Source organism: Methanothermobacter tenebrarum, assembly GCF_003264935.1.
Classification (GTDB): domain Archaea; phylum Methanobacteriota; class Methanobacteria; order Methanobacteriales; family DSM-23052; genus Methanothermobacter_A; species Methanothermobacter_A tenebrarum_A.
This window is the reverse complement of the sequence record NZ_QLOE01000001.1, coordinates 149,484-171,700: the sequence shown is the minus strand read 5'-3', so window position 1 is coordinate 171,700 and position 22,217 is coordinate 149,484. Positions and strand designations below refer to the sequence as shown.

Sequence of the window (22,217 nt, the reverse complement as noted above, 5' to 3'; positions counted from 1 at the left end):
GTTATTCGAGGATGACTGATGCGTATCCCACAACTGATGAGCTGTCACCTGTTATATCACCACTGGTTGCGTATTTTAGGAGTTTGCCCCGGGTAGCTCCAAGTCCCTTGGCTGCGATGATGGAAGCCGCTACTGGACCATAACCACACATGCTAACATTGTACTGGTAAATCCGTTCATACATCCTATCCTCATCTAATGCTAATATGGCTTCAAGGACTTTCTGGTCTTTCTTGTATGCGGCCTCGGCTGGTTCATAGTGTGTGAAATCTGTACTTGCTATGATCAGAACATCCTTTCCAGAACTTGCATCTGTTATCGCATTTCCTATTTCTTTTGCTGTTTCAAGGTCTTGCATCCACATGCAAATGGGTACTATCTTAAAGTTTTGATTGAAATATTGTAGGAATGGTAGGTGGACTTCGCAACTATGCTCCCCTATGTGAGCTGATTCGTCCATATCTATTATCCCAGAGGCTTCTAGGAGTTCCTGTGCAAGGTTTTCATCGATTTTAACAGGGCCTAGTGGTGTTATCCATTCCCCTTTTGACATCATGGATATGCCTGAGCCCATACCTGTATGGTTTGGACATAATATTATGAAGGTTTCAGGGAAGCCATCGGCTGCAACCTCATGGTAGGTGTGGGCTGCCACTGGCCCTGAATACATGTAACCTGCATGGGGTGCTATGACAGCTTTTAGTCTCCTTTTATCCCCTATTTTTGGTATTTTTCCCGGGCCTAGTTTATGGTGGAAGCACCATTCTATCCTTTTTCTTAGGGCGCTTTCTTCGGCTTCATAAAATGTTCCTGCTACTGCAGGGTTTCTTTTCATAAGATCACATCATATCTTTACTTCGAATTCTGTTGGGGGAACATCAAGGTCCTCGTCTTCTTTTAGTATGCCTTTTTCTCTGAGGAATTGTCTTGTGAGCAGCCAGTAGACTAATGCTAGGGCTTTTCTACCTTTGTTGTTCACTGGTATGGCAATGTCCACGTTCCCTAGTAAGTTTTCGGTATCGCATAGGGCGACTACTGGTATGTTCACTTGTTTTGCTTCTATTATGGCTTGTGAGTCTGCTCTTGGGTCTGTTGCGACGAGTACCTTGGGTTCTATGAATTTTGGGAAGTTCGGGTTTGTTAAAGTCCCTGGGATGAATCTGCCTGGGATTGTTTTCGCCCCGGTTATTTCCCCGAACTTTTTCACGGGTTTTTGCCCGTATTGTCTTGTTGATACTGCGAGTATGTCATCTGGTTCGTATTTTGCCAAGAATTTTGCGGCTGCTATGATCCTGTCATTTGTTTTCCTAATATCTAATACGTATAGGCCGTCTGATCTTACACGGTAAATGTATTTTTCCATGTCGACTGTTTTTTGTTGTGTGCCGATATGTAGGCCTGCTGCTAGGTATTTGTCCAATGGGATTAGGAGTTCTGCCAAGTATATCACCTCTCTGGTAGTTTCGCCATCCTAGCGTAGGGTATTTCTTCTTGGATTCTTATGAGTTCGTTTAGTTTGGCTATTCTTTCACCGCCTATGGCCCCGGTTTTTATTATTGGGGCTGAGAATGCTACTGCTAGGTGTGCTATGGTTTCGTCTGTTGTTTCTCCTGATCTGTGAGACACTACGGGGATGTAATTGTTTTCTTTTGCTAGTTTTACTGTTTTGTATGTGTCTGTTAGCGTGCCTATCTGGTTTGGTTTTATGATTATGGCGTTTGCGGCGCCTATTTCGATTCCTTTTTTGAGTATTTCACTGTTTGTTACGAAGATGTCGTCTCCGCAAATTATGCACTTGTCGCCAATTTCTTTTGTTAGTTGTGCGAATCCTTGGAAGTCTGATTCGTGTAGTGGATCTTCTATGAAGAACATCTTATAGGTTTTTATTAGTTCTTTGACGAATTCTATTTGTTCGCCTGTGTCGCGTTTTATGTTTTCTTGCTTGTAAATGTATTTTTCTTCTTTGGAGTTCCAGAGTTCGGTGGCTGCGAAATCGAGTGATGGTCTTATTTCGACACCTGTTTCGTCTCCTATTTCTTCACAGGCTCTTGCTTGTATTTCTAGGGCCTCATAATTGGATATTTTAGGGGCCCATCCTCCTTCGTCGCCTTTACCCCCTGTGAATTCAGGGTCTTTGGCTTGTATTAGTTCTCGTATCCTTGCGTGGACCTTTGAGTTTGCGAATACGGCTTCTTGGATACTTTCAGCACCCTTTGGGATTACTAGGAATTCTTGGATGTCTGGGGCGTGTTTTCCGGCGTGTGCTCCCCCATTTATCATGTTCCCTAGTGGGTATGGTATGCTTGTTGCGAAATTACCCCCAAGGAACTTATACAATGGTAGGTTGTATGATGATGCGGCTGCCTTGGCTGCTGCCATTGAAACCGCCACTGTGGTATTCCCACCAATATTGGATAGGTTTTCTGTCCCGTCTATCTCTTTTAGTATGAGGTCTATGTCTTCAAGGTATTCGGCGTCCATTCCTATCAATTCAGATGATATGACATCCTCTAGTTCGCTTATTACCTTGTCGACTCCGCCTTCTGGGAATGCTACAACTTCTCTGGTTCCTGTGCTGGCGCCGCTGGGTGCTGCTGCACGTCCGAAACCATTCCATGTTATAACATCTACTTCTATTGTAGGGTTTCCCCTACTGTCTAATATTTTTCTTACCCTAACATCTTCAATAACAGTCTCCACATGAACACCTCTTTTTCATGGAAAAACTCTAAAAAATGGGTAGAAATAGTGGTTGATTTTTTTAGAGTTCTTTTTATTTTCTAACAGCTAATGGTATAACGCTTTTTTTAAGTTCGAGGGTGGCTATGTCAATGGGGTCTTTGCTCTCTGGGATATCTACTAATGGTTTAGCCCCCATTGCCAGTTGAAGAGCCCTCGCCCCTATCAACCTGGCCTTTTCAAATCGGGTCATTTTACTCATCTATTTTTCCCTCCTATGAGATATGTGGAATGGGGGGGTTTTTTGATGGGACCGCCGAGATTTGAACTCGGGTCTCCAGCGTTCCAGTGGATCTTTTTTTATCCATCCCCGGGCTGGGAGGATGGACCAGGCTACCCTACGGTCCCCCTCAAATCTTTGATCTACCATGTGTCGACATGTGAAATTAACATGCGCCTGCAACAGTATCTTTTTAATCCCAAATCATCGAGCACTTCCTTTGGGCTTTCACCATCTTTTACTCTTTCATGGTATTCATTAAAATATGCGGATATTGGTTTTCCGCAACTGAAACATCTTATGGGGATCATCTTCTCCTCCTTTAATCTAATTAGTTTTAGGAAAATATATAAGTTTATCGATAGCTCTTTTGTCTTCGAGCCCTAGCCCCTCTGCCACCATATTTTTTGGGCTCTGAGCGTCTTGGGTCTCCGACGAGCATGGTACGGTCATATTGTGAGAATTTTTCCTTAAGTTCCATGTCATTGGTCCATTGTATAAGGCCCCTTGCTATGGCCATCCTGGCGGCTTCTGCTTGTCCCATGATACCCCCGCCTCTTACATTCACTTTTATGTCTATGTTTTTTGTGATTTCTTCACCGGCTAATTTTAGGGGTTCTAATATTTTGAGGCGGGCGAGTTCGGGCTGGTATAATTCTACTGGTGTTTTGTTGATCCTCACTCTACCTTTACCCTCATAGAATGTTGCCCTTGCAATGGCTGTTTTCCTTTTTCCACTTGTATGTACTATCTTTTTCATTATAGCCACTCCAAATCTTTCTTTTTAAAATTTGGCGCCTAGTAGCCTTGATATTTCACCTAATTTCACTCCTTTGCGGATGGGTGATCTTTTAGCTTCTGGTATCTGGGTTAACTCCGCATCCTTGTATTCTCTTGGAACGCCTACATAGGCTCTTAGGCGTTTAAAGGCTTCTCTGCCCTTCGCCTTCTTGTATGGTAGCATTCCCCTTACTGTTCGCCTGAATATGTCATCGGGTCTCCTGGGATACTTGGGGCCCATCCTTCTAGGGTTTGATATGCTTGATCTATCTATTCTCTGTTTGTATTTTTTGTGGGCCCATTCTTTTGATCCTGTGATGATTATTTTGTCTGTGTTGAGGACTACTACTTTTTCGCCTTGGAGTAATTTTTTGCTCACAATACTTGCGAGTCTTCCTAGGATATGTCCTTCGCCATTGATGATCATGATGGTAACCCCTTTATACTATTATTTTTATATTGGAGCCTTTTGGGTTTTCTTCTAATATTTCTTCTATTGTGAGGTGTTGGCCTTTCGCCTCTCTTATTTTATCCTTTGCTGTTTTTGAAAATTTCCATGCTGCTATTTTAACCTTGTGGTCTAGTCTGCCTGTTCCCAGTACTTTACCTGGGACTATTATTGTATCGTTCTCGGTTGTGTGCCTGTTTATTCTTGATATGTTAACTTCTGCCATTTGTCTTGTGGGTTTTTCCAATCTCTTGGCGATGTCTTTCCATATTGCCACATTTTCTTGTGATGATTTCCTTTTAAGGGTGCGTATAAGTTTGATGAGGTTGGGGTTTGTCTTTGTAATCTTTTTCGCCACTTTATAATCCTCCTTAAACTGCTTTTGTTATGTTGTCTGCCTTTTCCATTAGGATGTCACATGCCCTTTTTAGGACTTCTTCTGGTGGTATTGAACCGTCTGTTTCTATTTTGAAGATGAATGATCCTTCTTTGTATCCCACTTTTATGGCTCCTCTGTCACATGCTCTCATACAAGTTTTACACATTGTGCAATCTTCAATGTTAACTACCTTGGGTTTTTCGGGTCCTTCTTCTAGGATCCCCTTGGGGCATGCTTTTACGCATTCATAGCATTGTTCGCATTCTTCTCCTATGGTTATCATTGGATAGTATTTGTATGCGCATGCTGTGGTGGGCTTCCATTTGGCATGTTCCATTCCAATGCCAAGTTGTGCTATGGCCTCTAATTCTATCTCTTCATCCTCTCTAAGTTTTAGGATTGGTATGGTGTCATATACTGGTACTATTTTTTCATCTTCTGATACTAGATCCTTTGAGTAGACGATTCCTGGGCCTTTCTTTTTTAATGTTAGGGATACGCTGCATCTTGGACAGTAGTCTTCGCAGTCGCATTCACTTGGCATTAGGATACCGTTTATCGCTTCTTTATCCGATTTTAGCGGGATTAGACCGAGTCTGTGTGCTACGATCTCATCGAACATGGATGAGTCATTTTTTATTATGTTAACGTATTCTATTGCTATTTTGGGAACTTCTGTCATGCTGGTTCTTCTTATAGCATTGACAAATGATGTGTCAGCATCCTTTATAATAAGGGTTATTTCATTCTCTGATTTTTCTTTCATGTTTATATCCATTTTAGACCCTTCTCCCTCTCCTGCCTCCAGGTCTCCCTGTACCATCATGTGGTATTGGCGTGACATCCTCTATTTTACCTATTTTTAAACCTGCACGGGCTAGGGCTCTTATAGCCGCCTGTGCACCGGGTCCGGGCGTCCTTGGCCCGTTTCCTCCAGGTGCCCTGACCTTTATGTGTAATCCTGTGATGCCTTTTTCTTTGGCGTCCTCAGCTGCCCTGGTGGCTGCTTCCATTGCAGCGAATGGTGAAGCTTCTTGTCTGTCAGCCCTCACAACTCTTCCACCAGACCATTGTGTCACGGTCTCGGCCCCTGTAATATCTGTTATTGTGATTATCGTGTTGTTGAATGATGAGTAGATGTGGGCTATACCCCATTTTTCTTTTCCTTTAGCCTTGGCCATTCTACTGCCCCCCTATTCTGTATCTTCAGCCTTGGATTCTACCTGTTCTTTCATTGGTGATAATGGATAGAATCCTATCTTATCCTCTTCACCTTTTTTTACTAGGTAGCCTGGGGCGTTGACTTTACCACCATCCAAGGCTATGTGTCCATGTACTATCATCTGTCTTGCTTGTCTTATTGTTCTTGCAAGTCCTTTTTCATATACCATGGTTTGTAGTCTGCGTTTAAGCACGTCTTCGATTGTTAAATTAAGAACATCTTCTAGTTTAGCATCATCTGATAGTATACCCATCCTTTTAAGGTGTCCTAGGAGTTGTTCCCTCTCATTTCTTGTCTGTTCTTCTGGGAGGCCTAGGAGATGCCTTGCATCCCTCCTATATCTTCTAATCATTGTCTCGGCCTTCCATATCTCTTTTTTGTTCTTTAACCCGTATTTTGTGAGTAGTCTGTTTTCTTCTTTTATTCTTTCAGCATTCCATGGATGGGGTGGAGTGTCATACTTTTTACGGGGTTTTCTTGGGTGTCCCATATTATATCTCCCCTTTTATTTTCTCTTCCTTCTTCTAACACCTACAGATTGTCCTTTTCTGAAGGTTGATTTTGTCCTCTGGCCCCTTACTGGGAGGCCTAGTTCGTGTCTTATACCCCTGTAGCTTCTTATCTTTTTCAGACGGTTCAAGTCTTCTCTGAGGCTCATTTCAAGATCTGCCTCGATTAGGTGTTTGTCTTCGCCTGTTTCATAATCTTGGCGGCGATTCATCATCCAATCAGGGATATTATATTCTTCAGGCTTTTTAAGCGCTTCCTCTAACCTTGTTATCTCATCCTCTGACAAATATCCTATCCTTTTCTGGCCGTCAAATCCAAGGACGCTTACTATAGCCTTGGCGAAGGCCTTACCAACGCCTTTAATATCTGTGAGTGCATGTTCTATTGTCTTATTACCATCTAAGTCCTTTCTGGCTATACGTACTATGTGTTTGAATTCTTCTTCCATCTGTTTAACCTCCGAGGGTGTGAGAATGAATCCACAAGCCTCCCTATATGGTGTCAATCTTATTCCCGAAGTAGTGATAATGGGTAAAACTTGGGATTATGATCTTTTTTTGCGTTAAATCGACGCCGGGACTGGGATTTGAACCCAGGAGGAGCAGAGCTCCACAAGATCTCCAATCTTGCGCCTTACCTGGCTAGGCTATCCCGGCATCTATAATGAGATTAATCAAGGGGGATCTTATACTATTATCATAGGCCTTAGATTCTATTTAAGTTTTACCCCATACCCTAGGGTATGTTCCTCGTTCCATAAAAACTTTCTGGGTGTCTACTACAATACCCTTTTCAGCATCTAGGATCTGGAGGGATGAGCACAAGCTTTCACCGGCAGCTACGAGCTCGTCCTTGAGTGTCATTAGTACTACTGTGTCGCCCCTTTCTATGTTATCATCTAATCCTATGATGCCACTTACTGCAAGGTTTGCACCATGGCATATTGCGTCCACTGCACTGTCCCTGATAACTATCCTTGGGAGGTGTCTGACTGCGAATTCCATTGGTTGTATGCATTTTCTCAAGAATTTTTCTTCACCATCCTCTATCCAGAAGTGGTATGCGTCGGTTAGATCATGGAGTGTTATGAGGGTCTTATCTTCGGTGAATGGTCCAACTTTTGTACGTCTTAATTCGAGCATGTGTGCTCCTGTCCCAAGGGCTTCCCCAATGTCATGGCAATATTTCCTTATATATGTCCCGGCTTCGCATCCGATCCTAAATAGCACATCCTTCCCGTCTACTTCTAGGATATTGGCATAGTATATTCTCCTAACTCTTAATTGGCGTTTCACGGCTGCTTTCATTGGGGGTGTCTGGAATATTTTGCCCTGGAATTCCTCGAAAACCCTTTCAAGTTCCGCCATTTTAACGGGCTTGTGCAGTCTCATGATGCAAACATATTCCTTATCGGCTTCTAGGAGTAATTGGAGCACCCTGGTGGCCTTTTCAATGCCTATGGGTAGTATCCCAGTGACTTTGGGGTCTAGTGTCCCTCCGTGTCCAACTTTTTTCACGTTGAGTAGTCTGCGGATCCATGAGTCTACTTGATGTGAAGTGGGACCTGGGGGTTTATCAAGGTTGATAACCCCCTTTTTTATGTGTTCTTGTATGGGCCTCTTATCTGGTGGGCAACCATATGCTGGGTCTGTTTCTGCTTTGCTTTTGATTAGGAACTTTGCCATGGGGCGCCCCGGTAATCCTATTGTTTTTCGAGTTGTTTTTTAATCTCTTCTATGTTGTCTGATTTTATTTCTATCTTTTTTTCTGTGGGCTCCAAATGTTTTATGTTGCATCTTCTATTTTTTACGTTGACTCCCACGACTTCCACGAAGTTTTTATCGATTATATCTAATATTACGCATTCTTCTCCTGCTTCTCTCCCTGCGGTTTTGATGCATATTCTTCCCACTTCTATTGCTGTCATTTGATCACCTCGATAATTTTTATTATTATGTTTGTGATTTCTTCGGGTTTGAAATGGGCGCTGTTTAGTATTATGTCATAGACTTGCAAGTCTTCTATGTCGATCCCGTGAATTTCCTTGTATCTTTTGGCTTCGCTTTCTTCCCTCCTCTTTATCTCGTTCTCGACCTTCTTGAGTGGTTTTGATTCCCTTTTACTTATCCTATATGCTCTGACATTAAATGGTGCTATTATGAGTATTTTTAGATCAGCTTCGACAAAATAGGCTGAGAGTCTCCCTTCCACTATTAGGTTCTCCTTACTCTTGGCTATCTCTGCTTGTCTCTTATCTATCTCCTTGTCTATTTCATGGTCTTCTTCTGCTAATCTGCTGAATTCTAGGATGTCCATCCCCCTTTCAGCTGCCATTTGCCTGAAAACGTCACCTGCTGATATGAATGGTATCCCTAGTTTAGTTGAGAGCATTCTTGTAATTGTTGTTGTACCAGCGCCTGGGAGACCGCTGATGGTTATTATCATGACCTTGCCTCTTCCTTAAAAACTTTTCTCATACACTCTGAACAGTAATAACCACCATAGGGTCTGTTAGGTCTTCTCTTTGACTTTGATAATTTTCTTATCTGGTATGGTCTTCCACGTGGGACTCCATGGAGTGGTTTACCACATCCTGCACATACATGTTTTGAGGGTTTCTTCCTCTTGTAGTGTATGACTGTCCTGCCACCTGGAGTCCTCTTGAATGTTCTCTTATATGATCTGGATCTGTATCTTAATTCTGGCATGAGTGTTCCTCCATCACATTCCTTTAAGTCCCATGAATTTCCTGAATAGCTGGGACATTGCAAATGAACATAGTATATACCAGCCTAGCCATCCTATGGCATATGCTGGTGAACCAGCCGGCATCTTATAGAACATGTGCCATATTGGCACGAGGAGCACGTAATATGCTACCTGTGGGAGTATGATTGTGGCCTTTGAAATATAAGGGTGTTGGGCCATCCAATAGAATACTAGGATTATGGGTAGGAAGGTTACTATCATGGGCTTGAATGACATTGTCATCATTTCCCTTTGCTTGTCCATGAACTCCATTTGCTTCTCTTGTAGTTCCTCGAGGGCTTTAACATCACTGGATTTCCTGGCCTCCATAACCTCTTGTTGGAATTCTTGCATTTCACGTCTAAGTTTTTGTAACCTTTCCTGGTCTACGAGTAGCTTGTTTGCTAATGTTATTATGAAAGCTACTATGGTGGCTATAATAAATATTGTGAGTATGGGATTCTTTGGATTAGGGTCTAATGCTAGGAATGGGCCGAATATAATGTCTAATCCCTTGTATATTAGGTCTAGTACCATTTTATTCCTCTTTATAGTATATTTTTCATTTCTTGGACTGCATTTTCTAGTCTGTTGTTATGGTTTTCGATTATTTTTACTGTTGCTCCTGTTAGTGTGGCGTAGGCTATTGCTGCTGCTCTGTTCATCTGTTGGTGCAAGTCTATTTCTTTGAGCATTTCTATGTCTCTTGTCCTTGTCTCGTCTGAGATTCTTCTCATGAAGATCTCTTCTGGGTCTGCTTCGATAAGTACAAACATGTCTGGTTGTAGTTCCTCTAGGACCCATTGTGGTAGTCCTGGTAGAAAACCAGTTGGTGTTTTTATTGTGCAGTGGGTGTCAACGATTATATTAGTTTCCTTGGATCTTTCTCTTATACTTTTCGCAGCCGCCTTTTGTATCTTCTTCTGTTTTTCTGGTGAAAGTTTCCTCAGCTGATCCCTGTCCTCTACCAGACCCTCTGATTTGGCTATTTCAAGCATCACATCCCCATAGTTCACGTTTATATAATCTAGGTCTTCTAGTGCATGTTTGAGTACTGTTGTACTCCCAGAACCTGGTATTCCTGCAACTACAACAACCTTCATATCCATCAAATCCTATCATTCCTTTTTTTATTCTCCAAGGAAGCGTCTGAGCATTGGATGCATGTCCATAAGTTGTTCTTGGGCTATCTCCTCATATAACCTGTAAACTATACCTACTGTTAAAAGCACACCTGTACCCCCACCTAGGGCCCCTGTTAGGTCAGCTATAAATGCTAGAAATCCTACGAAAGCCCCTCCAAGTATGGTGAGTGGGGGTATATACCTTTTTAGTATTCTCTCAAATTGCCTCTTAGTACTTCTAAAACCAGGAACTTGTAAGCCCATCTGGTATAATTGTTTGGCAACCTCTCGAGGTCCGAGGCCGCTTATCTCGATCCACAACCATGCAAATAAGATGGAGAATCCTATGAATACTATAGCATAGAATACAACCTTCAAGGGATCTAGGTAGATGATATCAATAGATCTTGGGGGTGTTAGGAGGTATGCTAGGCCGTTTATGGCCTGTCCCCTTGAAACCTCCCCGAGTATTGGGTGTCCAAGTTTTTGGAATACGTTGGCCATTAATTGTACGTTTAATAGTAGGGCGCTTGTGAGTATAACTGGCATGTTACTAGCATATACGAATCTGAGGGGGTATTTGCCTATTGGACCGCGCCCCCAGCTTTTACCTCCACCCATAGTTAGGGGTATTTCAACCCTCATACTCTCTGCATAGACTACAATTAGGAATACAAAGATTAGGGCTAGTATGGGTATAATATAATATTGTAGATCAGGGGATTGGCCAGTTGCCAACAAGTATAAGAATCCTGGTATTCTGCCAGCTGGCACTCCTGGTTGTGCCGGTGAGGGAAGGGGGTTGAATGCTCCTACCATTATCTCCTGGGATACCCCTGCTGCTATGAATAGTCCAACTCCACTGCCGAAACCCCATTTAGAGACAACTTCATCTAGGAATATTATGAGTATACCGCCTATGCTCATCTGTAATATTAGTATACCTGTAAATGCTGGGGATAATGGTGCGAGAGCCCCTGTTAATACTAGTATGGCTGCTTCAAATACTGTGAAGATTATGGCTAGCAATTTTTGGGTTCCTTGGAAGAATGCCTTGTCCTCATGGCGTGATAGATCCAATTTTAGTAATTTTCCACCTACTAGCAATTGTAGTATGATTGATGCTGAGACTATGGGCCCTATACCTAATGTTAGGATTGAACCGAAGTTTCCTGCGATAACTGCCCTTAGTTGGGCGAATTGGTCCACTGCAGCGGGGCTTAGACCATAGAGGGGTATCTGGCCGAGGAAAAAGTATAATATTAGGATTATCCCGGTCCATTTGAGTTTTTCTTTGAATGCTTGTCTGTATTCAGGCCGTTTTACTTCGGGTATTATTGAGAATATGGGGTCTAGTTTTTCCCTCAAATTGGTTCAACTCCCGGGATTATATTGTTTCGGTTTTTCCTCCAGCCTCTTCTATCTTCTTTTCTGCTTTAGTTGAAAATTCATGGGCTTTAAGGTGTAATGGTTCTGTTATCTTACCCCGGCCCAGGACTTTCTCGTAGCCTATGCTGGTAACGTCTAGGATAATTATATTTTTTTCTTTTTTGGCTATTCCTTCCTTTATGAGTTCTGGTAGTTTCTCTTGGATTTCTCCAAGGTTTATTGTCTTCGGGTCTTTGAGGAGTTTCCTTGGACGTTTAAACCCTCTTTTGCCGAAGTGTTCTGGGTCGTATTTGACTATCCATGTCCAGTGGTGTTTGTGTCCGCCTGCTTGTCCTCTGCCTCCACGGTGGCCTGCTCCTCGTCTCTTCTTTGATGATCCTCCTCCGACTGTCCTGGAGCCTCTCATTTTTGTGATCTTTTTTCTTTTTCTGATCATTGTATCATACCCCGGTTTATATCATTCGTTGTATTAGTTCGTTTATTTTATCTCCTCTGTAGCCTAGGCTTCCACCTTCTTTGAATGATTTTTTCACGCTTTCATAACCTTTTCTGGGTGGGTGGAGTCTGAATACTGGTTTTATATCAAGGTCTTCGAGTTTGGTTTCTCCTTTGATTATGGCTTCTGCGAGTTCCTTGAATGTTGGATAGCCTTTATCTTTTATGTGTTCTTTTGTGATTTTTTTGTTACCTGGTAATCTGCCCCTTTTTTGTATCATTGATGCTAGTGTTTCCTTGTTTATTTCTCCCCATGTTATGTAATCTTTTGCTTTTTGTAGCATGCCTTTGTAGTCTGGTGTTTCCTGGACTAGTACTGCGTGGTTGATCCGGTGTAATCTTAACATTGTGAGGGTGTCCTTGATGTCTTTTCTCACGCCCACGGAGCCCCTCACTCTTATGACTGCGAACATTCTAGATCACCCTTTATGCTGTGGTGACTCCAAGTTTTTTGAGGTCTTTTTCTGTTGATTTTATCCTGCTTAGTTGTTTTAGGGCGTTGAATGTTGCCTTTGCAAAGTTTATTGTTGTTTGTGTCTGTCCTTTTGTCCTGGACCATATGTCTTCTATCCCTGCGAGTCTAAGTATTGTTTTTCCAACGTCTCCTATGGCGAGTCCTACTCCTCCTGGCGCTGGTAGGAGGGTGACTCTGACGCTTCCGCTTTTACCTGTGACTTTGAATGGTATGGTGTGTTCTTTGCCGCATGCGCATCCCCAGTCTCCACATCCTCTTCTAACCTTGATTATGTTGAATTTGGCATCGTCTACTGCTTTTCTTATGGCTGGTCCGACTTCTCTTGCTTTTCCTTGTCCTAGTCCCACGTAGCCGTCCTTGTTTCCAACTGCTACTATGACTCTGAAGTTTACTTTTCGTCCTGATTTGTGCATTCTCTGGACTAGGTTAACGTCTATGACTTCTTCTTCAAGGTCTGGGAGTAGTGCGTCTATTATTTCTAATTCCATTATGGGGAGCCCTTCTTCGAATATTTCATCTATGCTTGTGATTTCTCCTTCTTTCACCCTTTGTCCTAGGCTTGTTTTGGGCTCCCATTCTTCGATGTCAAAGTTCATGATATTACCTCATCTATCTTCTTTTTGATTTCTTCAAAGTGCTCTGGTAATCTTGTTGGGGAAAGTCCCCTTTCGAAGTATTTGGAGAACTTTTTTTTCGCCTCTGTTTCGTCTAATGATTTTGCATATTCTGCTATGTGTTCTCCTCTTATCCTTGATTCGTCTGGTAAGATGGACTCACTGTGAGGCACTTTTAAACCCGCGTCCACAGCCCCTTTAAGGGCTGCGAAGATCCTCGAACCCTTAACTGGTGGTCTTAGGCCTATGTCAAGGACTGCCTCTGTGATCCCCTCCTTTAGGGCTTTTTTGCCACATAGGTATCCTGTTAGGTAGGCTGCGCTTATGTTATTGGTGTTGGCTAGCCATCCGAGTTTTTGTAATTGTTTTGAGTGGGCTGAAATGAGTGTTTCATCCCCTATTTTACCAACTTTGGCTATCTGGGTTATAACATGATAGTTGGTTACTCTTACAATGAATCTTAATTTACCAGCATCTACTAACTTGTACCTTGCCTTGTAGTCTGTTTTCCCTTCTCTACGTCTCCTGAAGGGTAATCTGTATCTGGGCCCGTATGCCAAGTCTCATCGCCTCCTTATCTTAGCATGTCATGGTCTCTGGCATAGGTTTTCATATAGGATTTGCTCCTGAAAGCCCCGCCCTTAGCCATCTTGTAAAGTTTACGATATGTGGTCTTGTTTATCTGCCTTTTATCCCTCATTTTTTTAAGATCTTTCCTCAGGGCCCTTATGGTGCTTATCCACTCCCTCTTACGGGGTCTTCTAGCACCTTTAGCCCCTTTTATACTACCTTTTCCTTTCCTTCTACCCTTCTTTTTCTGCTCTTTTATCTTCTTAGACCTGTAACTGCTTATACCCCTTTTGGGTCGGGGTTTTATGGCCCCGTCTTTTATTAGTTGTTTTATGCTTTCTCTAGTTATTGCTGTTGAAACCTCGTCAACTCTTTCAGGGTCTATCCATACCCTGTTTATTCCTACTTTGAGTATTTCTGCAGCTAGTCTCTTTTGAGTGGTGAGATTCATGTTGGGTTTCCCTCCCTTAAACTTTTTATGGGGGGCTTTTTAGGGGTTCAGGATTTTAATGCCTAATTCTTTAGCCCTTTCTATGATTAGCTTCCTTTTCCTGGCTCCTACTGTGGATGCTATCCTGGCAGCCTCCCCTTCAGGGTCTAGTGATTCTATTTCCTCCAGGTTCCTGATGAGCACGTCCTTGTAACCTGAAGGGTGTAATCCTCTTTCCCTTTTGGGTTTCCTGTATCCTATGGATGGCATTGCAGGTTTTCCCTTTTCGTATCTTCTCATTTTACTGGTTTTGCCCTTGGGTTTTCTCCATTTTTCACCCAATTTTTTGTATCTTGCATACTCTTGTCTTTTGAATCTTTTTTTCATAGGATCACCCTTTACTTACAAGGTATATGCCATCCTGGAATACTCTTGGGTCTCTTCTTTTGATTTTTGTAGCCTGTTCTATGTTTGCCATTGTCTGTCCAACGTGTTCTTTGTCTATTCCGGTTATGTGGACTTCGTCACCTTTTACTTGTACTTTGGTGTCTCCTAGGATTTTTGCTTTGCGGGGGTGTCTTTCACCTAGGAAGTTTTCGATTATGACTTTGTCTCCTTGGACTTTGACTGTCATTGGGAAGTGTGCGTAGACTATTTTCATCTTGTAGGTGAATCCTCTGGTTACTCCTGTTATCATATTGTTTATGTGGGCTTTGATTGTTCCTAGCATGGCCTTGTCCCTTTTACGTGGGAATTTAACTTCTAGGATGATTTTGTCATCTTCTTTACCTATTTTTATGTTGTGTTGGTCGAATTCGCGGGATACTTCCCCTTTAGGCCCCTTTACTGTTATTTTATCGTTTATGGTGACCTCTACATTGTCTGGGATTGGGATTTCTTCCCGGATTATTGCTGCTACGGCCATTATTATCACCCTTTTTTTAGTAGACGTAGGCTAGTAGTCTGCCGCCTATCCCTTTTTCTTTGGCTTCTTTGTGGGTCATTATGCCCTGGGGTGTTGTGACTATGATTATTCCGAAGTCTCTGGCTGGCAAGTATCTTTTTTCGAATTTTTCGAATTCGTCTTTTTTGACGGCGTGTCTTGGTTTTATGACTCCGCAGTGGTTTATGTTACCCTCTAATTCTACTATGAATTTCCCGGCTCTGCCGTCGTCGACGTATTCGAATTCGCCTATGTATCCTTCTTTTTGCATTGTTCTTAGTACTTGTCCGATAAGTTTGGAGGCTGGTGATATTATACATTTGGTGTTTCCTCTAAGTTCGTTGTTTCTGATGTTTGTCAGTGCGTTGGCGAGTGGGTCCATTAGTGTCATCTTCTTCGCTCTCCTTTTTAGTTGTATTTTTTGAAGCCTATTTTTGGTGCGAGTTCTCTGAAGCATTGTCTGCATAACATTAACCCGTATCTTCTTACGATGGCTGAATGATCGCCACATCTTGAACATTTCCTTGATGCTTTCCCGTATTTTCTTGGCATGGATTATCACCCTATTATTTTGACATTGAATTTTTCTTTCATGAATTTGATTGCTTCTTCTCGTGTTACTCTATGTTTTCTTGGAACTTTCCTCTTCTGTATTCTGCGCCTGCTTATCCTGTATCCGGGTTTTTCGAATGTTATTGAAAGGTCCATCCCGAATATTCCAATGTCTGGATCGTATTTCATCCCTGGCATGTCTATGTGTTCTTCTATACCCATTGAGACGTTTCCTTGGTCGTCGAATTGGCTTGCTTTGAGTTTGTTGCCGATGCCATCTAGGAATTTCCTGATTATTTCTTCGGCTTTTTCTCCCCTTAGTGTTACTTTGCAGCCTATTGGTTGTTTTTTTCTTATGCCGAATTCTGGGTTTGTCACCTTTGATATTGTTTTAACTGGTTTTTGTCCTGTCATGGTTTCTAGTAGTTTCTCTGCTCTTGCTAGTCTTTCCCCTCCTTCTCCAACGCCTATGTTCAAGGTTGCCTTTGCTATTCTCACTTGTTCCATGGGGTTCATGTCATTATCCTCCTAGTTGTATGAGTGGTTCTTTTTCTCCGATGACGAATACGTAGTCTTTAAGTGTCATGAAACTTTTTTTATCTTGGGTTTCTATGATTACCGTGTTTGGCATTGATGATCTTGTAATTGTTATCTTTTTGATGGTTCCTATTTCCCCTGTGTGTTTACCGCCGGTAACTAGTCCAAGGTTACCCTCTTTGAAGCTTATTGAATCTATTATTTCCTGTTGTGGGATTTTGAGTTTTATAACATCCCCTACTTTGAAGTTTTCATCAACTGTATGGTTGCGTCCATCATGGAGGTTGAGTTGTGTCTTCCCACCCTTTAGTGTTGTTTTTTTGATGATTTTGCATAATTTGAAATTTTTATCCTCTTCTTTTATCGGTTGGAGTGTTAGGGCGCCTTTTTCGCCGAGTCCTACCCTGTAGGTTTCGCCTGTTTTTGGTATTTCCACAACATCCATGAAACCGACTGGGAACTTGTAATCTTTCCTTGGACGCCCATCTATGAAGATTTCTCCCCTGTTTATTATCTTCTTGGCTTCTTTGGAAGTGTCAGCCACCCTGAGGATATCTCTCACTATTATAAGTAATGGTAGGGAGTTCTCCATACTATGCGGTCCTGGTGATGGTTTAACTGTCCATTTACTTTCCTTTGGTGGTATTGGCCAGTGTCTAGGTGATTTGAAACGTTTAAGATGTTTTCTTGATCCCATTTTAGCCATTTTTTATCCCTTCCGTTCTAATGCTTTGACTCTTTTTTCATCTTCTAGGTTCAATTCTATTATCCGGAGGTTGGAGGGGTGTATTGGGAAGTATGCTGTGGTCCCATCTACTTTTTGGATGGTGGCACCCTCCACATAGACCTTATAGTTTTTGAGGTCTACTTTCTCTATTTTTCCTTGGTGTCCTTTGAAGTCTCCACGCATTACTTCTACTTTGTCTCCTTTTCTTACTGGTAATGATCTTCTATTGTATTCTTCTCGGAGTTCTTTACTCAAGGTTGCGCTCATTATCTTGTGACGAATGTGTAAAGGCGCGTTATGGAGGAATTTCCTCTGCTTCCTCGGCTGTTTTGATCTTGGCCTTCTCCTAGCCATTATTATCACCTATTATACTATTATGCTGGCTGCGCTGCCTATGCTAGGCCATCTTGTGGCCGCTTCTTTCGCTACGGGCCCTCTTATCTCCGAACCTTTCAGGCTCCCATCTGGGTTTACGATGACAGCGGCGTTATCCTCGAATTTGACCCTTAGCCCGTCTGGCCTTTTGTACTCTTTTTTTTGCCTTATTATGACCGCGTTTAGGACTTCTCTTCGCATGTCTGCGGTACCCTTTTTCACTGAGACCACTATCATGTCACCTACGCCAGCTGCTGGGAGCCTTCTTCGAACACCTTTGTAACCTTTAACTGCTATTATTTCAAGTTCTCGGGCTCCTGTGTTGTCTGCGCAGTGTAGTGTCGCGCCTACGGGCAGTGCCCTGGTGACATTTGCTGCTATGGCCTTCATATTATTTCTCTCCCTTCACTTCAACTACAACGAAACTTTTTGTTTTGCTTAGGGGTCTGCATTCTGCAATCTTTACCGTGTCCCCAATTTTAACGTCGATGCAGTCGGGTTTGTGGGCTTTGATCTTTGATCTTCTCTTCTCATATCTTTCATATTTTGGCAGGAACTGGTAGTAGCTTCTTTCTACCGTAACTGTCCTTTCTGCCTTGTCACTAGTTACTATACCTTCTAGTATTCTGCCCCTAACCTTTAGGTTACCATGGAATGGACAATTAGGATCGTTACATTTTGATTTTGGTTCTGGGACGTCGATGCCGATCATCTACTATCACCCATTAAATTTTTTTAAATTTCTTTTTTATCCGTTCTTCTGGACGGCCTACTATTATTCGCCCGTCTATTTCCACTACTTGGCCGTCTGGTAATTTGAAGTGGAATTTTGCCACGTTCTTGGGTATTATGATCTCTTTTCCATCTTTTAGTTCTATTTTGAGTGTGTTTTTTGTTTCGTCGATGACTTTGCCCTTGAGACCTTTGAAGTCTTTGTGTGGGCTTTCTGCTACTTTGACTTTTAGGCCTATGAGTTCATGTCTAAATACGTTTCTTGGTGTTATCATCTTATCTCTATGGTGTCTGGGGAGAAGCCTAATTCGACTAAAACTTTTTTGACCTTTTTTTTATGGTCTCCTTGTAATTCTATTCTACCTTCTTTGGCTGTTCCCCCACATGCGCATTTGGCTTTTAGCGTCTTTGTGAGATCTTTTATGTCTATTTCTTGTTCGTTGATGCCCTCGATTATTGTCATGATCTTCCCGAATCTCCTTCTCACTGTGTACACTTTTACTCTCTGTATTTCTCTCGCTATCTCTTCACAAACGCATAATTCCTTTGGAAGACCGCATACCTCGCAGATTTTCATTTATGTCTCCTTCTACTTTTCTTTCATTATCGTGAGAACTCTTGCTATCGTCCTTCTAAGTTCGCGCATTTTACCAGGGCTTTCAGGGGCTCCTGTAGCCGCGCTTTTAGATAGGTATTTTGAATATTCTGCTTTCAGTTCATCTAATTTTTTATAAAGTTCTTCAGTGTCCATCTCCCTTATCTCATCACTTTTTAGGATGGCCATTTTTAATCACTCTTTTTTAGCTTCTTCCACTTCCTCTTCTAGTTCTTCTAACTCTTCCTCTACTTCCTCTTCTAGTTCTTCCAACTCTTCCTCTACTTCCTCTGGTTCTTCTTCTGTGGCTTTTTCTTCAATTTTTGGTGTTTTAATCTCCACGTCATCGGGTAGTTTAGCATCTGGGGGCATTATACGCACGTAGACCCCAAGTACTCCGGGTTTTAATTGTACTGTGGCGAATCCTTCTTTGACAAATTCTATGGCTGGTTCGCCACACTTTTTAATATAACCATCTGTGAATTTGGCCATGGCTGCCCTGGCACCCCTTATCTTCCCTGAGATTGTTATCTCAACTCCTTGGGCGCCGGCGGCCATTATCCTCCTCATGGCGGTGTAGGCCACTCTCCTGAAGTGCATGCCCCTCTGGAGCATGGCAGCGATCTTATGGGCCATTATCTTCGGGTTTAATTCGGGTACTTCAACTTCTTTAACTTCTACTTGGGGGTTTTCTAGTTTGAACTTGTTTTTGAGTTTCTGGGTTATGGCCCTGACTGTTTTACCTCCTCGTCCGATTACCATTCCTGGTCTTTCAGCATAGACCACTACCATGGTACCTAGTGGGGTTACTTGTATGTCCATACCACCATAACCTGCTCTTTCAAGTTCCTTTTCTAAGTATTCGTCGATTTTTGTCCTTCTAAGGCCTTCTGTGACGAAGTCTTTTTCGATCATTGGATTAAGCCTCCCCTAGTACTACTTGGATGTGTGTTGTTGGCCTGTTGAATGGTGTGGCTCTCCCGAATGCCCTTGGGATCCATCCTCTTATTGGTTGTCCCCTGTGACTTGATATGTGGATTATTTTCAGGTTCTCTGCGTCTAATCCTTTGTATTCTGCGTTTGCCTCTGCATTCTCGAGGACTTTTAGTATGTGTTTGGCTGCTTTGACTGGGTATCTGCCACTGTCCCATCCTTTGAGTCCTCTGCGGTGTCCTACTTTCCTGTTGTATCTTTTGAATGGTACTGGTCGTTTCATTTGGATGACTTCTTTGAGGTATTCTTTGGCTTCTTCTAGTTTCATGCCTTTGAGTTCTCTGCAGATCTCTACTGCATGTTTTGGGGAGATTTGGAGTCTGAACCCGGTTGCCTTCGCTATTTTGGCTTCATCTTCTACTTTATAAGCGTATTTGATCTTGGCCATTTTATTGTCTCCCATTTTATTTCAGAGGAACGAACATGGATGATCTGGTTGCGCCCATTCCTGGGTCTCCGTGTTCAACTTTTTTCCTTGTTGGTGCGAATTCTCCAAGGTAATGTCCTATCATCTCTGGTTGGATTTTCACTTCTACGAAGTCTTTCCCATTATGTATTCCAAAGGTTAAACCCACCATCTCTGGGAGTATTATCATGTCCCTGCAGTGGGTTCTTATAATGGGCTGTTTTCCACCCTTTTCCGCCTCTTTTTTAACTTTTCTTACCTTTTCCAATAATTTTTTTTGTCTTGGTAAGAATCCCCTTTTTAGGGATCTTCTTTGTCTGGATGGGAATAGTTTTATCACGTCATCTAGGGGCATTTTCTGTAATTCGTCTAATCGGTAACCTCTGTAGCTGAATTCTCTACGTGCCAATAACTCACCTCCAACACTTTTTTTATCTTCTTTTCCCGGTTCTTTTAGCTGCGATTGAACCAACTTTTCTTCCTGGTGGCGCGTGTTTCGATACTGTTGTGGGTTTGCCTGGGTGTTGTCTGTTACCTCCACCGTGTGGGTGGTCTACGGCGTTCATTGCAACGCCTCTCACCACGACAGATTTTTTACCCTTGGCTTTGAGAGCATGATATTTTTTACCTGCTTTGAGGAATGGTTTTTCTCTACGCCCTCCACCGGCCACTACGCCAATTGTGGCCTTACATTTTGGGTTTAGGGCTTTCAGTTCTCCTGATGGTAATTCTATAACTACTTTGTCGATGTCGTGGGTGATTAGTGAAGCGTAAGTGCCTGATGATCTTACGAGTTTCCCACCATCCCCTGGTTGGTTTTCTATGTTGTAGATTGGCGTTCCCTCTGGGATTTCTCCGAGTTCTAGGACGTTACCTGGTTTTATCGGTGCTGAGGTTCCATGGTATACTTCTTCCCCGACTCTAATACTCTCTGGTGCTAGTATGTAGTCTTCTTCGCCGTTTTCATACTCTATCTTGGCTATGGGGGCTGTTCTCCCAGGGTCGTGGATTATATCAACTACTTTACCCTTCAAGGTTTCTTCTTGGGATTTGTATCTTATTTTTGCCTTGAATCGGTGGGAGGCACTCCTATATGTTGGTGTTCCCCTCCCAAGCCTCTGTGATCTTACTCTTTTACCCATATTATTACTCCCCCTTCGTGTAGATTAGAATACGCCTAGTTTAACTGCTATGTCCTCTGCGTTGTGTTCTTTGGCTAATTTTATATATGCTATTTTCTCGCCTTTATGTGTGATTTGTGTGTTAACTCTTTCAACTTTCACGGCGAAAAGTTCTTCAAAGGCCGTTTTTATCTCTGATCTGTTACTTCCCCTGTTGACTATGAATGTTAATTCATTATTTTGATCTATTAGGTTCATAGTTTTTTCTGTTACATGGGGTTTTATTATGATCTTGTATGGGTCCATTCTCTTTACACCCCTATTTTGAATAGTTTGTCAAGTTTTTCTATGGCAGATTTTGTGTATACTGTTAGTCTGCCAGGGTGTGTGCCTGGCGCTAATAGTTCTGCGTTTAGGTTTTCCACTCTTACTATGTCTATGCCTGGATGGTTTCTCGCGCCTAATCTTATGCCTTTATCATCATGTACTACTATGAGGGGCCCTTTTGGTGTTCTGTATTTTCTACCCCTCATCTTACCTTTCCCGGCTCTTATCTTTCTACCCTCTTTCGCCCTTATTATATCATCTATTATTCCTAGTTTTTTGAATATTTTTCTTGTCTCTTTTGTCTTTTTGATCTTTGAGAGTTCGTCATCTACTACTAGTGGGATTTCTGGGATTTTGTCTATGATGTGCCCCCTCTTCTTGACTAGTTCTCTGTTGGCTGTTGCTGCTATGGCCGATCTGATGGCTAGGCGTCTTTCTTTCGTGTTTATCCTTTCATGGTAGTTTTTGTATGGTTTTGGGGGGTGTGCCTTCCTCCCCCCGACGGCTTGGGGGACGAATGCTGCTCTTTGACCGCCTTTTATTCGGGGTACCATTGCGATTCCCCGGCCGGCGCCATAGGATTCTGCTGAGGTTCTTTTGCCGGCCATGGGATCTGAACCCCATGGTTGTATTCTTGCTGTTTGTGCTGATATGACTGCCCTTTTTATGAGGTCTGGTCTATATTCTTCACTGAATATTTTAGGTAGTTTAATCTCGTCTACTGGTTCTCCATCTAGTGAGTAAACTTTAATCTTCATGTGAACCA

Annotated in this window: 42 protein-coding genes and 2 tRNA genes; all 44 read right to left on the bottom strand. The window is 42.4% G+C overall.

What is annotated here, in order from left to right; genetic code table 11:
* Window position 1: 1 nt before the first annotated feature.
* Window positions 2-835, bottom strand: a complete 834-nt coding sequence (gene amrB / locus DPC56_RS01055; RefSeq protein ID WP_112093207.1) for an AmmeMemoRadiSam system protein B — start codon at window positions 833-835, stop codon at window positions 2-4.
* A gap of 9 nt (window positions 836-844) precedes the next feature.
* The gene (gene rpsB / locus DPC56_RS01050) at window positions 845-1,441 is read right to left on the bottom strand and encodes a 30S ribosomal protein S2 (protein WP_112093206.1); all 597 of its coding nucleotides are present in this window, start codon (window positions 1,439-1,441) and stop codon (window positions 845-847) included.
* A 5-nt stretch (window positions 1,442-1,446) separates the two neighbouring features.
* Window positions 1,447-2,700 carry a phosphopyruvate hydratase gene (gene eno, locus DPC56_RS01045; protein ID WP_112093205.1) on the bottom strand — a complete coding sequence of 418 codons (1,254 nt, stop codon included), beginning with the start codon at window positions 2,698-2,700 and terminating at the stop codon, window positions 1,447-1,449.
* Between the two features lie 73 nt (window positions 2,701-2,773).
* The gene (locus DPC56_RS01040; protein ID WP_112093204.1) at window positions 2,774-2,941 is read right to left on the bottom strand and encodes a DNA-directed RNA polymerase subunit K; all 168 of its coding nucleotides are present in this window, start codon (window positions 2,939-2,941) and stop codon (window positions 2,774-2,776) included.
* 46 nt (window positions 2,942-2,987) lie between these two features.
* Window positions 2,988-3,087, bottom strand: a tRNA-Pro gene (locus DPC56_RS01035).
* Window positions 3,088-3,102: 15 nt separating this feature from the next.
* On the bottom strand, window positions 3,103-3,270 hold the full coding sequence (locus tag DPC56_RS01030; protein ID WP_112093203.1) for a DNA-directed RNA polymerase subunit N: 168 nt from the start codon (window positions 3,268-3,270) through the stop codon (window positions 3,103-3,105).
* A 44-nt stretch (window positions 3,271-3,314) separates the two neighbouring features.
* Window positions 3,315-3,719 carry a 30S ribosomal protein S9 gene (locus DPC56_RS01025; protein WP_112093202.1) on the bottom strand — a complete coding sequence of 135 codons (405 nt, stop codon included), beginning with the start codon at window positions 3,717-3,719 and terminating at the stop codon, window positions 3,315-3,317.
* A 24-nt stretch (window positions 3,720-3,743) separates the two neighbouring features.
* Complete coding sequence (locus DPC56_RS01020; RefSeq protein ID WP_112093201.1) at window positions 3,744-4,166, bottom strand: 50S ribosomal protein L13; 423 nt, start codon at window positions 4,164-4,166, stop codon at window positions 3,744-3,746.
* Between the two features lie 13 nt (window positions 4,167-4,179).
* Window positions 4,180-4,545 (bottom strand): 50S ribosomal protein L18e, encoded by a 366-nt coding sequence (locus tag DPC56_RS01015; RefSeq protein WP_112093200.1) that lies wholly within the window; start codon window positions 4,543-4,545, stop codon window positions 4,180-4,182.
* A gap of 13 nt (window positions 4,546-4,558) precedes the next feature.
* The gene (locus DPC56_RS01010) at window positions 4,559-5,344 is read right to left on the bottom strand and encodes a DNA-directed RNA polymerase subunit D (RefSeq protein WP_112093199.1); all 786 of its coding nucleotides are present in this window, start codon (window positions 5,342-5,344) and stop codon (window positions 4,559-4,561) included.
* A 1-nt stretch (window position 5,345) separates the two neighbouring features.
* Window positions 5,346-5,747, bottom strand: coding sequence for a 30S ribosomal protein S11 (locus tag DPC56_RS01005; RefSeq protein WP_112093198.1), 402 nt, complete (start codon window positions 5,745-5,747; stop codon window positions 5,346-5,348).
* 12 nt (window positions 5,748-5,759) lie between these two features.
* A complete protein-coding gene (locus tag DPC56_RS01000; RefSeq protein ID WP_112093197.1) occupies window positions 5,760-6,278 on the bottom strand; it encodes a 30S ribosomal protein S4 in 519 nt (172 codons plus the stop codon).
* 15 nt (window positions 6,279-6,293) lie between these two features.
* Window positions 6,294-6,746, bottom strand: coding sequence for a 30S ribosomal protein S13 (locus DPC56_RS00995; RefSeq protein WP_112093196.1), 453 nt, complete (start codon window positions 6,744-6,746; stop codon window positions 6,294-6,296).
* Window positions 6,747-6,869: 123 nt separating this feature from the next.
* Window positions 6,870-6,954, bottom strand: a tRNA-Ser gene (locus DPC56_RS00990).
* A gap of 60 nt (window positions 6,955-7,014) precedes the next feature.
* Window positions 7,015-7,983: an RNA-guided pseudouridylation complex pseudouridine synthase subunit Cbf5 gene (locus DPC56_RS00985; protein ID WP_112093195.1), complete on the bottom strand. Its 969-nt coding sequence runs from the start codon at window positions 7,981-7,983 to the stop codon at window positions 7,015-7,017.
* A gap of 17 nt (window positions 7,984-8,000) precedes the next feature.
* Complete coding sequence (locus tag DPC56_RS00980) at window positions 8,001-8,225, bottom strand: 50S ribosomal protein L14e (RefSeq protein WP_112093194.1); 225 nt, start codon at window positions 8,223-8,225, stop codon at window positions 8,001-8,003.
* The gene (cmk, locus tag DPC56_RS00975; protein WP_112093193.1) at window positions 8,222-8,743 is read right to left on the bottom strand and encodes a (d)CMP kinase; all 522 of its coding nucleotides are present in this window, start codon (window positions 8,741-8,743) and stop codon (window positions 8,222-8,224) included. The genes DPC56_RS00980 and cmk overlap by 4 nt, the downstream gene beginning before the upstream one ends.
* Window positions 8,740-9,006 carry a 50S ribosomal protein L34e gene (locus DPC56_RS00970; RefSeq protein ID WP_112093192.1) on the bottom strand — a complete coding sequence of 89 codons (267 nt, stop codon included), beginning with the start codon at window positions 9,004-9,006 and terminating at the stop codon, window positions 8,740-8,742. Before DPC56_RS00970 ends, cmk begins: the two co-directional genes overlap by 4 nt.
* A 13-nt stretch (window positions 9,007-9,019) precedes the next feature.
* Window positions 9,020-9,583, bottom strand: coding sequence for an EMC3/TMCO1 family protein (locus DPC56_RS00965; protein WP_112093191.1), 564 nt, complete (start codon window positions 9,581-9,583; stop codon window positions 9,020-9,022).
* Between the two features lie 11 nt (window positions 9,584-9,594).
* Window positions 9,595-10,149 (bottom strand): adenylate kinase, encoded by a 555-nt coding sequence (locus tag DPC56_RS00960; RefSeq protein ID WP_112093293.1) that lies wholly within the window; start codon window positions 10,147-10,149, stop codon window positions 9,595-9,597.
* 27 nt (window positions 10,150-10,176) lie between these two features.
* Window positions 10,177-11,538: a preprotein translocase subunit SecY gene (gene secY, locus DPC56_RS00955; RefSeq protein ID WP_112093190.1), complete on the bottom strand. Its 1,362-nt coding sequence runs from the start codon at window positions 11,536-11,538 to the stop codon at window positions 10,177-10,179.
* A 19-nt stretch (window positions 11,539-11,557) separates the two neighbouring features.
* Complete coding sequence (locus DPC56_RS00950) at window positions 11,558-11,995, bottom strand: uL15 family ribosomal protein (protein ID WP_112093189.1); 438 nt, start codon at window positions 11,993-11,995, stop codon at window positions 11,558-11,560.
* Window positions 11,996-12,011: 16 nt separating this feature from the next.
* A complete protein-coding gene (locus tag DPC56_RS00945) occupies window positions 12,012-12,467 on the bottom strand; it encodes a 50S ribosomal protein L30 (protein WP_112093188.1) in 456 nt (151 codons plus the stop codon).
* Between the two features lie 13 nt (window positions 12,468-12,480).
* Complete coding sequence (rpsE, locus tag DPC56_RS00940; RefSeq protein ID WP_181454346.1) at window positions 12,481-13,125, bottom strand: 30S ribosomal protein S5; 645 nt, start codon at window positions 13,123-13,125, stop codon at window positions 12,481-12,483.
* Window positions 13,122-13,703, bottom strand: a complete 582-nt coding sequence (locus DPC56_RS00935) for a 50S ribosomal protein L18 (RefSeq protein ID WP_112093186.1) — start codon at window positions 13,701-13,703, stop codon at window positions 13,122-13,124. The genes rpsE and DPC56_RS00935 overlap by 4 nt, the downstream gene beginning before the upstream one ends.
* Before the next feature lie 14 nt (window positions 13,704-13,717).
* A complete protein-coding gene (locus DPC56_RS00930) occupies window positions 13,718-14,164 on the bottom strand; it encodes a 50S ribosomal protein L19e (RefSeq protein ID WP_112093185.1) in 447 nt (148 codons plus the stop codon).
* A gap of 39 nt (window positions 14,165-14,203) precedes the next feature.
* On the bottom strand, window positions 14,204-14,530 hold the full coding sequence (locus DPC56_RS00925) for a 50S ribosomal protein L32e (protein WP_112093184.1): 327 nt from the start codon (window positions 14,528-14,530) through the stop codon (window positions 14,204-14,206).
* Window positions 14,531-14,534: 4 nt separating this feature from the next.
* Window positions 14,535-15,068 (bottom strand): 50S ribosomal protein L6, encoded by a 534-nt coding sequence (locus tag DPC56_RS00920; protein ID WP_112093183.1) that lies wholly within the window; start codon window positions 15,066-15,068, stop codon window positions 14,535-14,537.
* Window positions 15,069-15,084: 16 nt separating this feature from the next.
* Entirely contained in the window at window positions 15,085-15,477 is a 393-nt protein-coding gene (locus DPC56_RS00915; protein ID WP_112093182.1) for a 30S ribosomal protein S8, read from the bottom strand.
* Window positions 15,478-15,494: 17 nt separating this feature from the next.
* On the bottom strand, window positions 15,495-15,638 hold the full coding sequence (locus tag DPC56_RS00910; RefSeq protein WP_112093181.1) for a 30S ribosomal protein S14: 144 nt from the start codon (window positions 15,636-15,638) through the stop codon (window positions 15,495-15,497).
* Window positions 15,639-15,644: 6 nt separating this feature from the next.
* Window positions 15,645-16,154, bottom strand: coding sequence for a 50S ribosomal protein L5 (locus tag DPC56_RS00905; protein WP_112093180.1), 510 nt, complete (start codon window positions 16,152-16,154; stop codon window positions 15,645-15,647).
* 4 nt (window positions 16,155-16,158) lie between these two features.
* Entirely contained in the window at window positions 16,159-16,881 is a 723-nt protein-coding gene (locus DPC56_RS00900) for a 30S ribosomal protein S4e (RefSeq protein ID WP_112093179.1), read from the bottom strand.
* A 3-nt stretch (window positions 16,882-16,884) separates the two neighbouring features.
* Window positions 16,885-17,256, bottom strand: a complete 372-nt coding sequence (gene rplX / locus DPC56_RS00895; protein WP_112093178.1) for a 50S ribosomal protein L24 — start codon at window positions 17,254-17,256, stop codon at window positions 16,885-16,887.
* Between the two features lie 12 nt (window positions 17,257-17,268).
* Entirely contained in the window at window positions 17,269-17,667 is a 399-nt protein-coding gene (locus tag DPC56_RS00890; protein ID WP_112093177.1) for a 50S ribosomal protein L14, read from the bottom strand.
* A 1-nt stretch (window position 17,668) separates the two neighbouring features.
* Window positions 17,669-17,989, bottom strand: a complete 321-nt coding sequence (locus tag DPC56_RS00885; protein WP_112093176.1) for a 30S ribosomal protein S17 — start codon at window positions 17,987-17,989, stop codon at window positions 17,669-17,671.
* Between the two features lie 13 nt (window positions 17,990-18,002).
* Window positions 18,003-18,284 (bottom strand): ribonuclease P protein component 1, encoded by a 282-nt coding sequence (gene rnp1, locus DPC56_RS00880; protein ID WP_112093175.1) that lies wholly within the window; start codon window positions 18,282-18,284, stop codon window positions 18,003-18,005.
* The gene (gene yciH, locus DPC56_RS00875) at window positions 18,281-18,586 is read right to left on the bottom strand and encodes a stress response translation initiation inhibitor YciH (protein WP_112093174.1); all 306 of its coding nucleotides are present in this window, start codon (window positions 18,584-18,586) and stop codon (window positions 18,281-18,283) included. Before yciH ends, rnp1 begins: the two co-directional genes overlap by 4 nt.
* 12 nt (window positions 18,587-18,598) lie before the next feature.
* The gene (gene rpmC / locus DPC56_RS00870; protein ID WP_112093173.1) at window positions 18,599-18,793 is read right to left on the bottom strand and encodes a 50S ribosomal protein L29; all 195 of its coding nucleotides are present in this window, start codon (window positions 18,791-18,793) and stop codon (window positions 18,599-18,601) included.
* Between the two features lie 6 nt (window positions 18,794-18,799).
* On the bottom strand, window positions 18,800-19,519 hold the full coding sequence (locus DPC56_RS00865; RefSeq protein WP_112093172.1) for a 30S ribosomal protein S3: 720 nt from the start codon (window positions 19,517-19,519) through the stop codon (window positions 18,800-18,802).
* 4 nt (window positions 19,520-19,523) lie between these two features.
* Complete coding sequence (gene rplV / locus DPC56_RS00860; RefSeq protein ID WP_112093171.1) at window positions 19,524-19,985, bottom strand: 50S ribosomal protein L22; 462 nt, start codon at window positions 19,983-19,985, stop codon at window positions 19,524-19,526.
* A 16-nt stretch (window positions 19,986-20,001) separates the two neighbouring features.
* Window positions 20,002-20,412, bottom strand: coding sequence for a 30S ribosomal protein S19 (rpsS, locus tag DPC56_RS00855; protein ID WP_112093170.1), 411 nt, complete (start codon window positions 20,410-20,412; stop codon window positions 20,002-20,004).
* Between the two features lie 22 nt (window positions 20,413-20,434).
* The gene (locus DPC56_RS00850) at window positions 20,435-21,145 is read right to left on the bottom strand and encodes a 50S ribosomal protein L2 (protein WP_112093169.1); all 711 of its coding nucleotides are present in this window, start codon (window positions 21,143-21,145) and stop codon (window positions 20,435-20,437) included.
* Window positions 21,146-21,169: 24 nt separating this feature from the next.
* Window positions 21,170-21,430 (bottom strand): 50S ribosomal protein L23, encoded by a 261-nt coding sequence (locus DPC56_RS00845; RefSeq protein ID WP_112093168.1) that lies wholly within the window; start codon window positions 21,428-21,430, stop codon window positions 21,170-21,172.
* A gap of 5 nt (window positions 21,431-21,435) precedes the next feature.
* Entirely contained in the window at window positions 21,436-22,209 is a 774-nt protein-coding gene (gene rpl4p / locus DPC56_RS00840) for a 50S ribosomal protein L4 (RefSeq protein ID WP_112093167.1), read from the bottom strand.
* Window positions 22,210-22,217 lie beyond the last annotated feature (8 nt).

Excerpts from the sequence above, each read along its gene's own strand:
- amrB (WP_112093207.1), bottom strand. The coding sequence starts at position 835 with ATGAAAAGAAACCCTGCAGTAGCAGGAACATTTTATGAAGCCGAAGAA.
- DPC56_RS01040 (WP_112093204.1), bottom strand. The coding sequence starts at position 2,941 with ATGAGTAAAATGACCCGATTTGAAAAGGCCAGGTTGATAGGGGCGAGG.
- DPC56_RS01030 (WP_112093203.1), bottom strand. The coding sequence starts at position 3,270 with ATGATCCCCATAAGATGTTTCAGTTGCGGAAAACCAATATCCGCATAT.
- DPC56_RS01025 (WP_112093202.1), bottom strand. The coding sequence starts at position 3,719 with ATGAAAAAGATAGTACATACAAGTGGAAAAAGGAAAACAGCCATTGCA.
- DPC56_RS01020 (WP_112093201.1), bottom strand. The coding sequence starts at position 4,166 with ATGATCATCAATGGCGAAGGACATATCCTAGGAAGACTCGCAAGTATT.
- DPC56_RS01010 (WP_112093199.1), bottom strand. The coding sequence starts at position 5,344 with ATGGATATAAACATGAAAGAAAAATCAGAGAATGAAATAACCCTTATT.
- DPC56_RS01005 (WP_112093198.1), bottom strand. The coding sequence starts at position 5,747 with ATGGCCAAGGCTAAAGGAAAAGAAAAATGGGGTATAGCCCACATCTAC.
- DPC56_RS01000 (WP_112093197.1), bottom strand. The coding sequence starts at position 6,278 with ATGGGACACCCAAGAAAACCCCGTAAAAAGTATGACACTCCACCCCAT.
- DPC56_RS00995 (WP_112093196.1), bottom strand. The coding sequence starts at position 6,746 with ATGGAAGAAGAATTCAAACACATAGTACGTATAGCCAGAAAGGACTTA.
- DPC56_RS00985 (WP_112093195.1), bottom strand. The coding sequence starts at position 7,983 with ATGGCAAAGTTCCTAATCAAAAGCAAAGCAGAAACAGACCCAGCATAT.
- DPC56_RS00980 (WP_112093194.1), bottom strand. The coding sequence starts at position 8,225 with ATGACAGCAATAGAAGTGGGAAGAATATGCATCAAAACCGCAGGGAGA.
- cmk (WP_112093193.1), bottom strand. The coding sequence starts at position 8,743 with ATGATAATAACCATCAGCGGTCTCCCAGGCGCTGGTACAACAACAATT.
- DPC56_RS00970 (WP_112093192.1), bottom strand. The coding sequence starts at position 9,006 with ATGCCAGAATTAAGATACAGATCCAGATCATATAAGAGAACATTCAAG.
- DPC56_RS00965 (WP_112093191.1), bottom strand. The coding sequence starts at position 9,583 with ATGGTACTAGACCTAATATACAAGGGATTAGACATTATATTCGGCCCA.
- DPC56_RS00960 (WP_112093293.1), bottom strand. The coding sequence starts at position 10,149 with ATGAAGGTTGTTGTAGTTGCAGGAATACCAGGTTCTGGGAGTACAACA.
- DPC56_RS00950 (WP_112093189.1), bottom strand. The coding sequence starts at position 11,995 with ATGATCAGAAAAAGAAAAAAGATCACAAAAATGAGAGGCTCCAGGACA.
- DPC56_RS00945 (WP_112093188.1), bottom strand. The coding sequence starts at position 12,467 with ATGTTCGCAGTCATAAGAGTGAGGGGCTCCGTGGGCGTGAGAAAAGAC.
- rpsE (WP_181454346.1), bottom strand. The coding sequence starts at position 13,125 with ATGAACTTTGACATCGAAGAATGGGAGCCCAAAACAAGCCTAGGACAA.
- DPC56_RS00930 (WP_112093185.1), bottom strand. The coding sequence starts at position 14,164 with ATGAATCTCACCACTCAAAAGAGACTAGCTGCAGAAATACTCAAAGTA.
- DPC56_RS00925 (WP_112093184.1), bottom strand. The coding sequence starts at position 14,530 with ATGAAAAAAAGATTCAAAAGACAAGAGTATGCAAGATACAAAAAATTG.
- DPC56_RS00920 (WP_112093183.1), bottom strand. The coding sequence starts at position 15,068 with ATGGCCGTAGCAGCAATAATCCGGGAAGAAATCCCAATCCCAGACAAT.
- DPC56_RS00915 (WP_112093182.1), bottom strand. The coding sequence starts at position 15,477 with ATGACACTAATGGACCCACTCGCCAACGCACTGACAAACATCAGAAAC.
- DPC56_RS00910 (WP_112093181.1), bottom strand. The coding sequence starts at position 15,638 with ATGCCAAGAAAATACGGGAAAGCATCAAGGAAATGTTCAAGATGTGGC.
- DPC56_RS00905 (WP_112093180.1), bottom strand. The coding sequence starts at position 16,154 with ATGAACCCCATGGAACAAGTGAGAATAGCAAAGGCAACCTTGAACATA.
- DPC56_RS00900 (WP_112093179.1), bottom strand. The coding sequence starts at position 16,881 with ATGGCTAAAATGGGATCAAGAAAACATCTTAAACGTTTCAAATCACCT.
- rplX (WP_112093178.1), bottom strand. The coding sequence starts at position 17,256 with ATGGCTAGGAGAAGGCCAAGATCAAAACAGCCGAGGAAGCAGAGGAAA.
- DPC56_RS00890 (WP_112093177.1), bottom strand. The coding sequence starts at position 17,667 with ATGAAGGCCATAGCAGCAAATGTCACCAGGGCACTGCCCGTAGGCGCG.
- DPC56_RS00885 (WP_112093176.1), bottom strand. The coding sequence starts at position 17,989 with ATGATCGGCATCGACGTCCCAGAACCAAAATCAAAATGTAACGATCCT.
- rnp1 (WP_112093175.1), bottom strand. The coding sequence starts at position 18,284 with ATGATAACACCAAGAAACGTATTTAGACATGAACTCATAGGCCTAAAA.
- yciH (WP_112093174.1), bottom strand. The coding sequence starts at position 18,586 with ATGAAAATCTGCGAGGTATGCGGTCTTCCAAAGGAATTATGCGTTTGT.
- rpmC (WP_112093173.1), bottom strand. The coding sequence starts at position 18,793 with ATGGCCATCCTAAAAAGTGATGAGATAAGGGAGATGGACACTGAAGAA.
- DPC56_RS00865 (WP_112093172.1), bottom strand. The coding sequence starts at position 19,519 with ATGATCGAAAAAGACTTCGTCACAGAAGGCCTTAGAAGGACAAAAATC.
- rplV (WP_112093171.1), bottom strand. The coding sequence starts at position 19,985 with ATGGCCAAGATCAAATACGCTTATAAAGTAGAAGATGAAGCCAAAATA.
- DPC56_RS00850 (WP_112093169.1), bottom strand. The coding sequence starts at position 21,145 with ATGGGTAAAAGAGTAAGATCACAGAGGCTTGGGAGGGGAACACCAACA.
- DPC56_RS00845 (WP_112093168.1), bottom strand. The coding sequence starts at position 21,430 with ATGGACCCATACAAGATCATAATAAAACCCCATGTAACAGAAAAAACT.
- rpl4p (WP_112093167.1), bottom strand. The coding sequence starts at position 22,209 with ATGAAGATTAAAGTTTACTCACTAGATGGAGAACCAGTAGACGAGATT.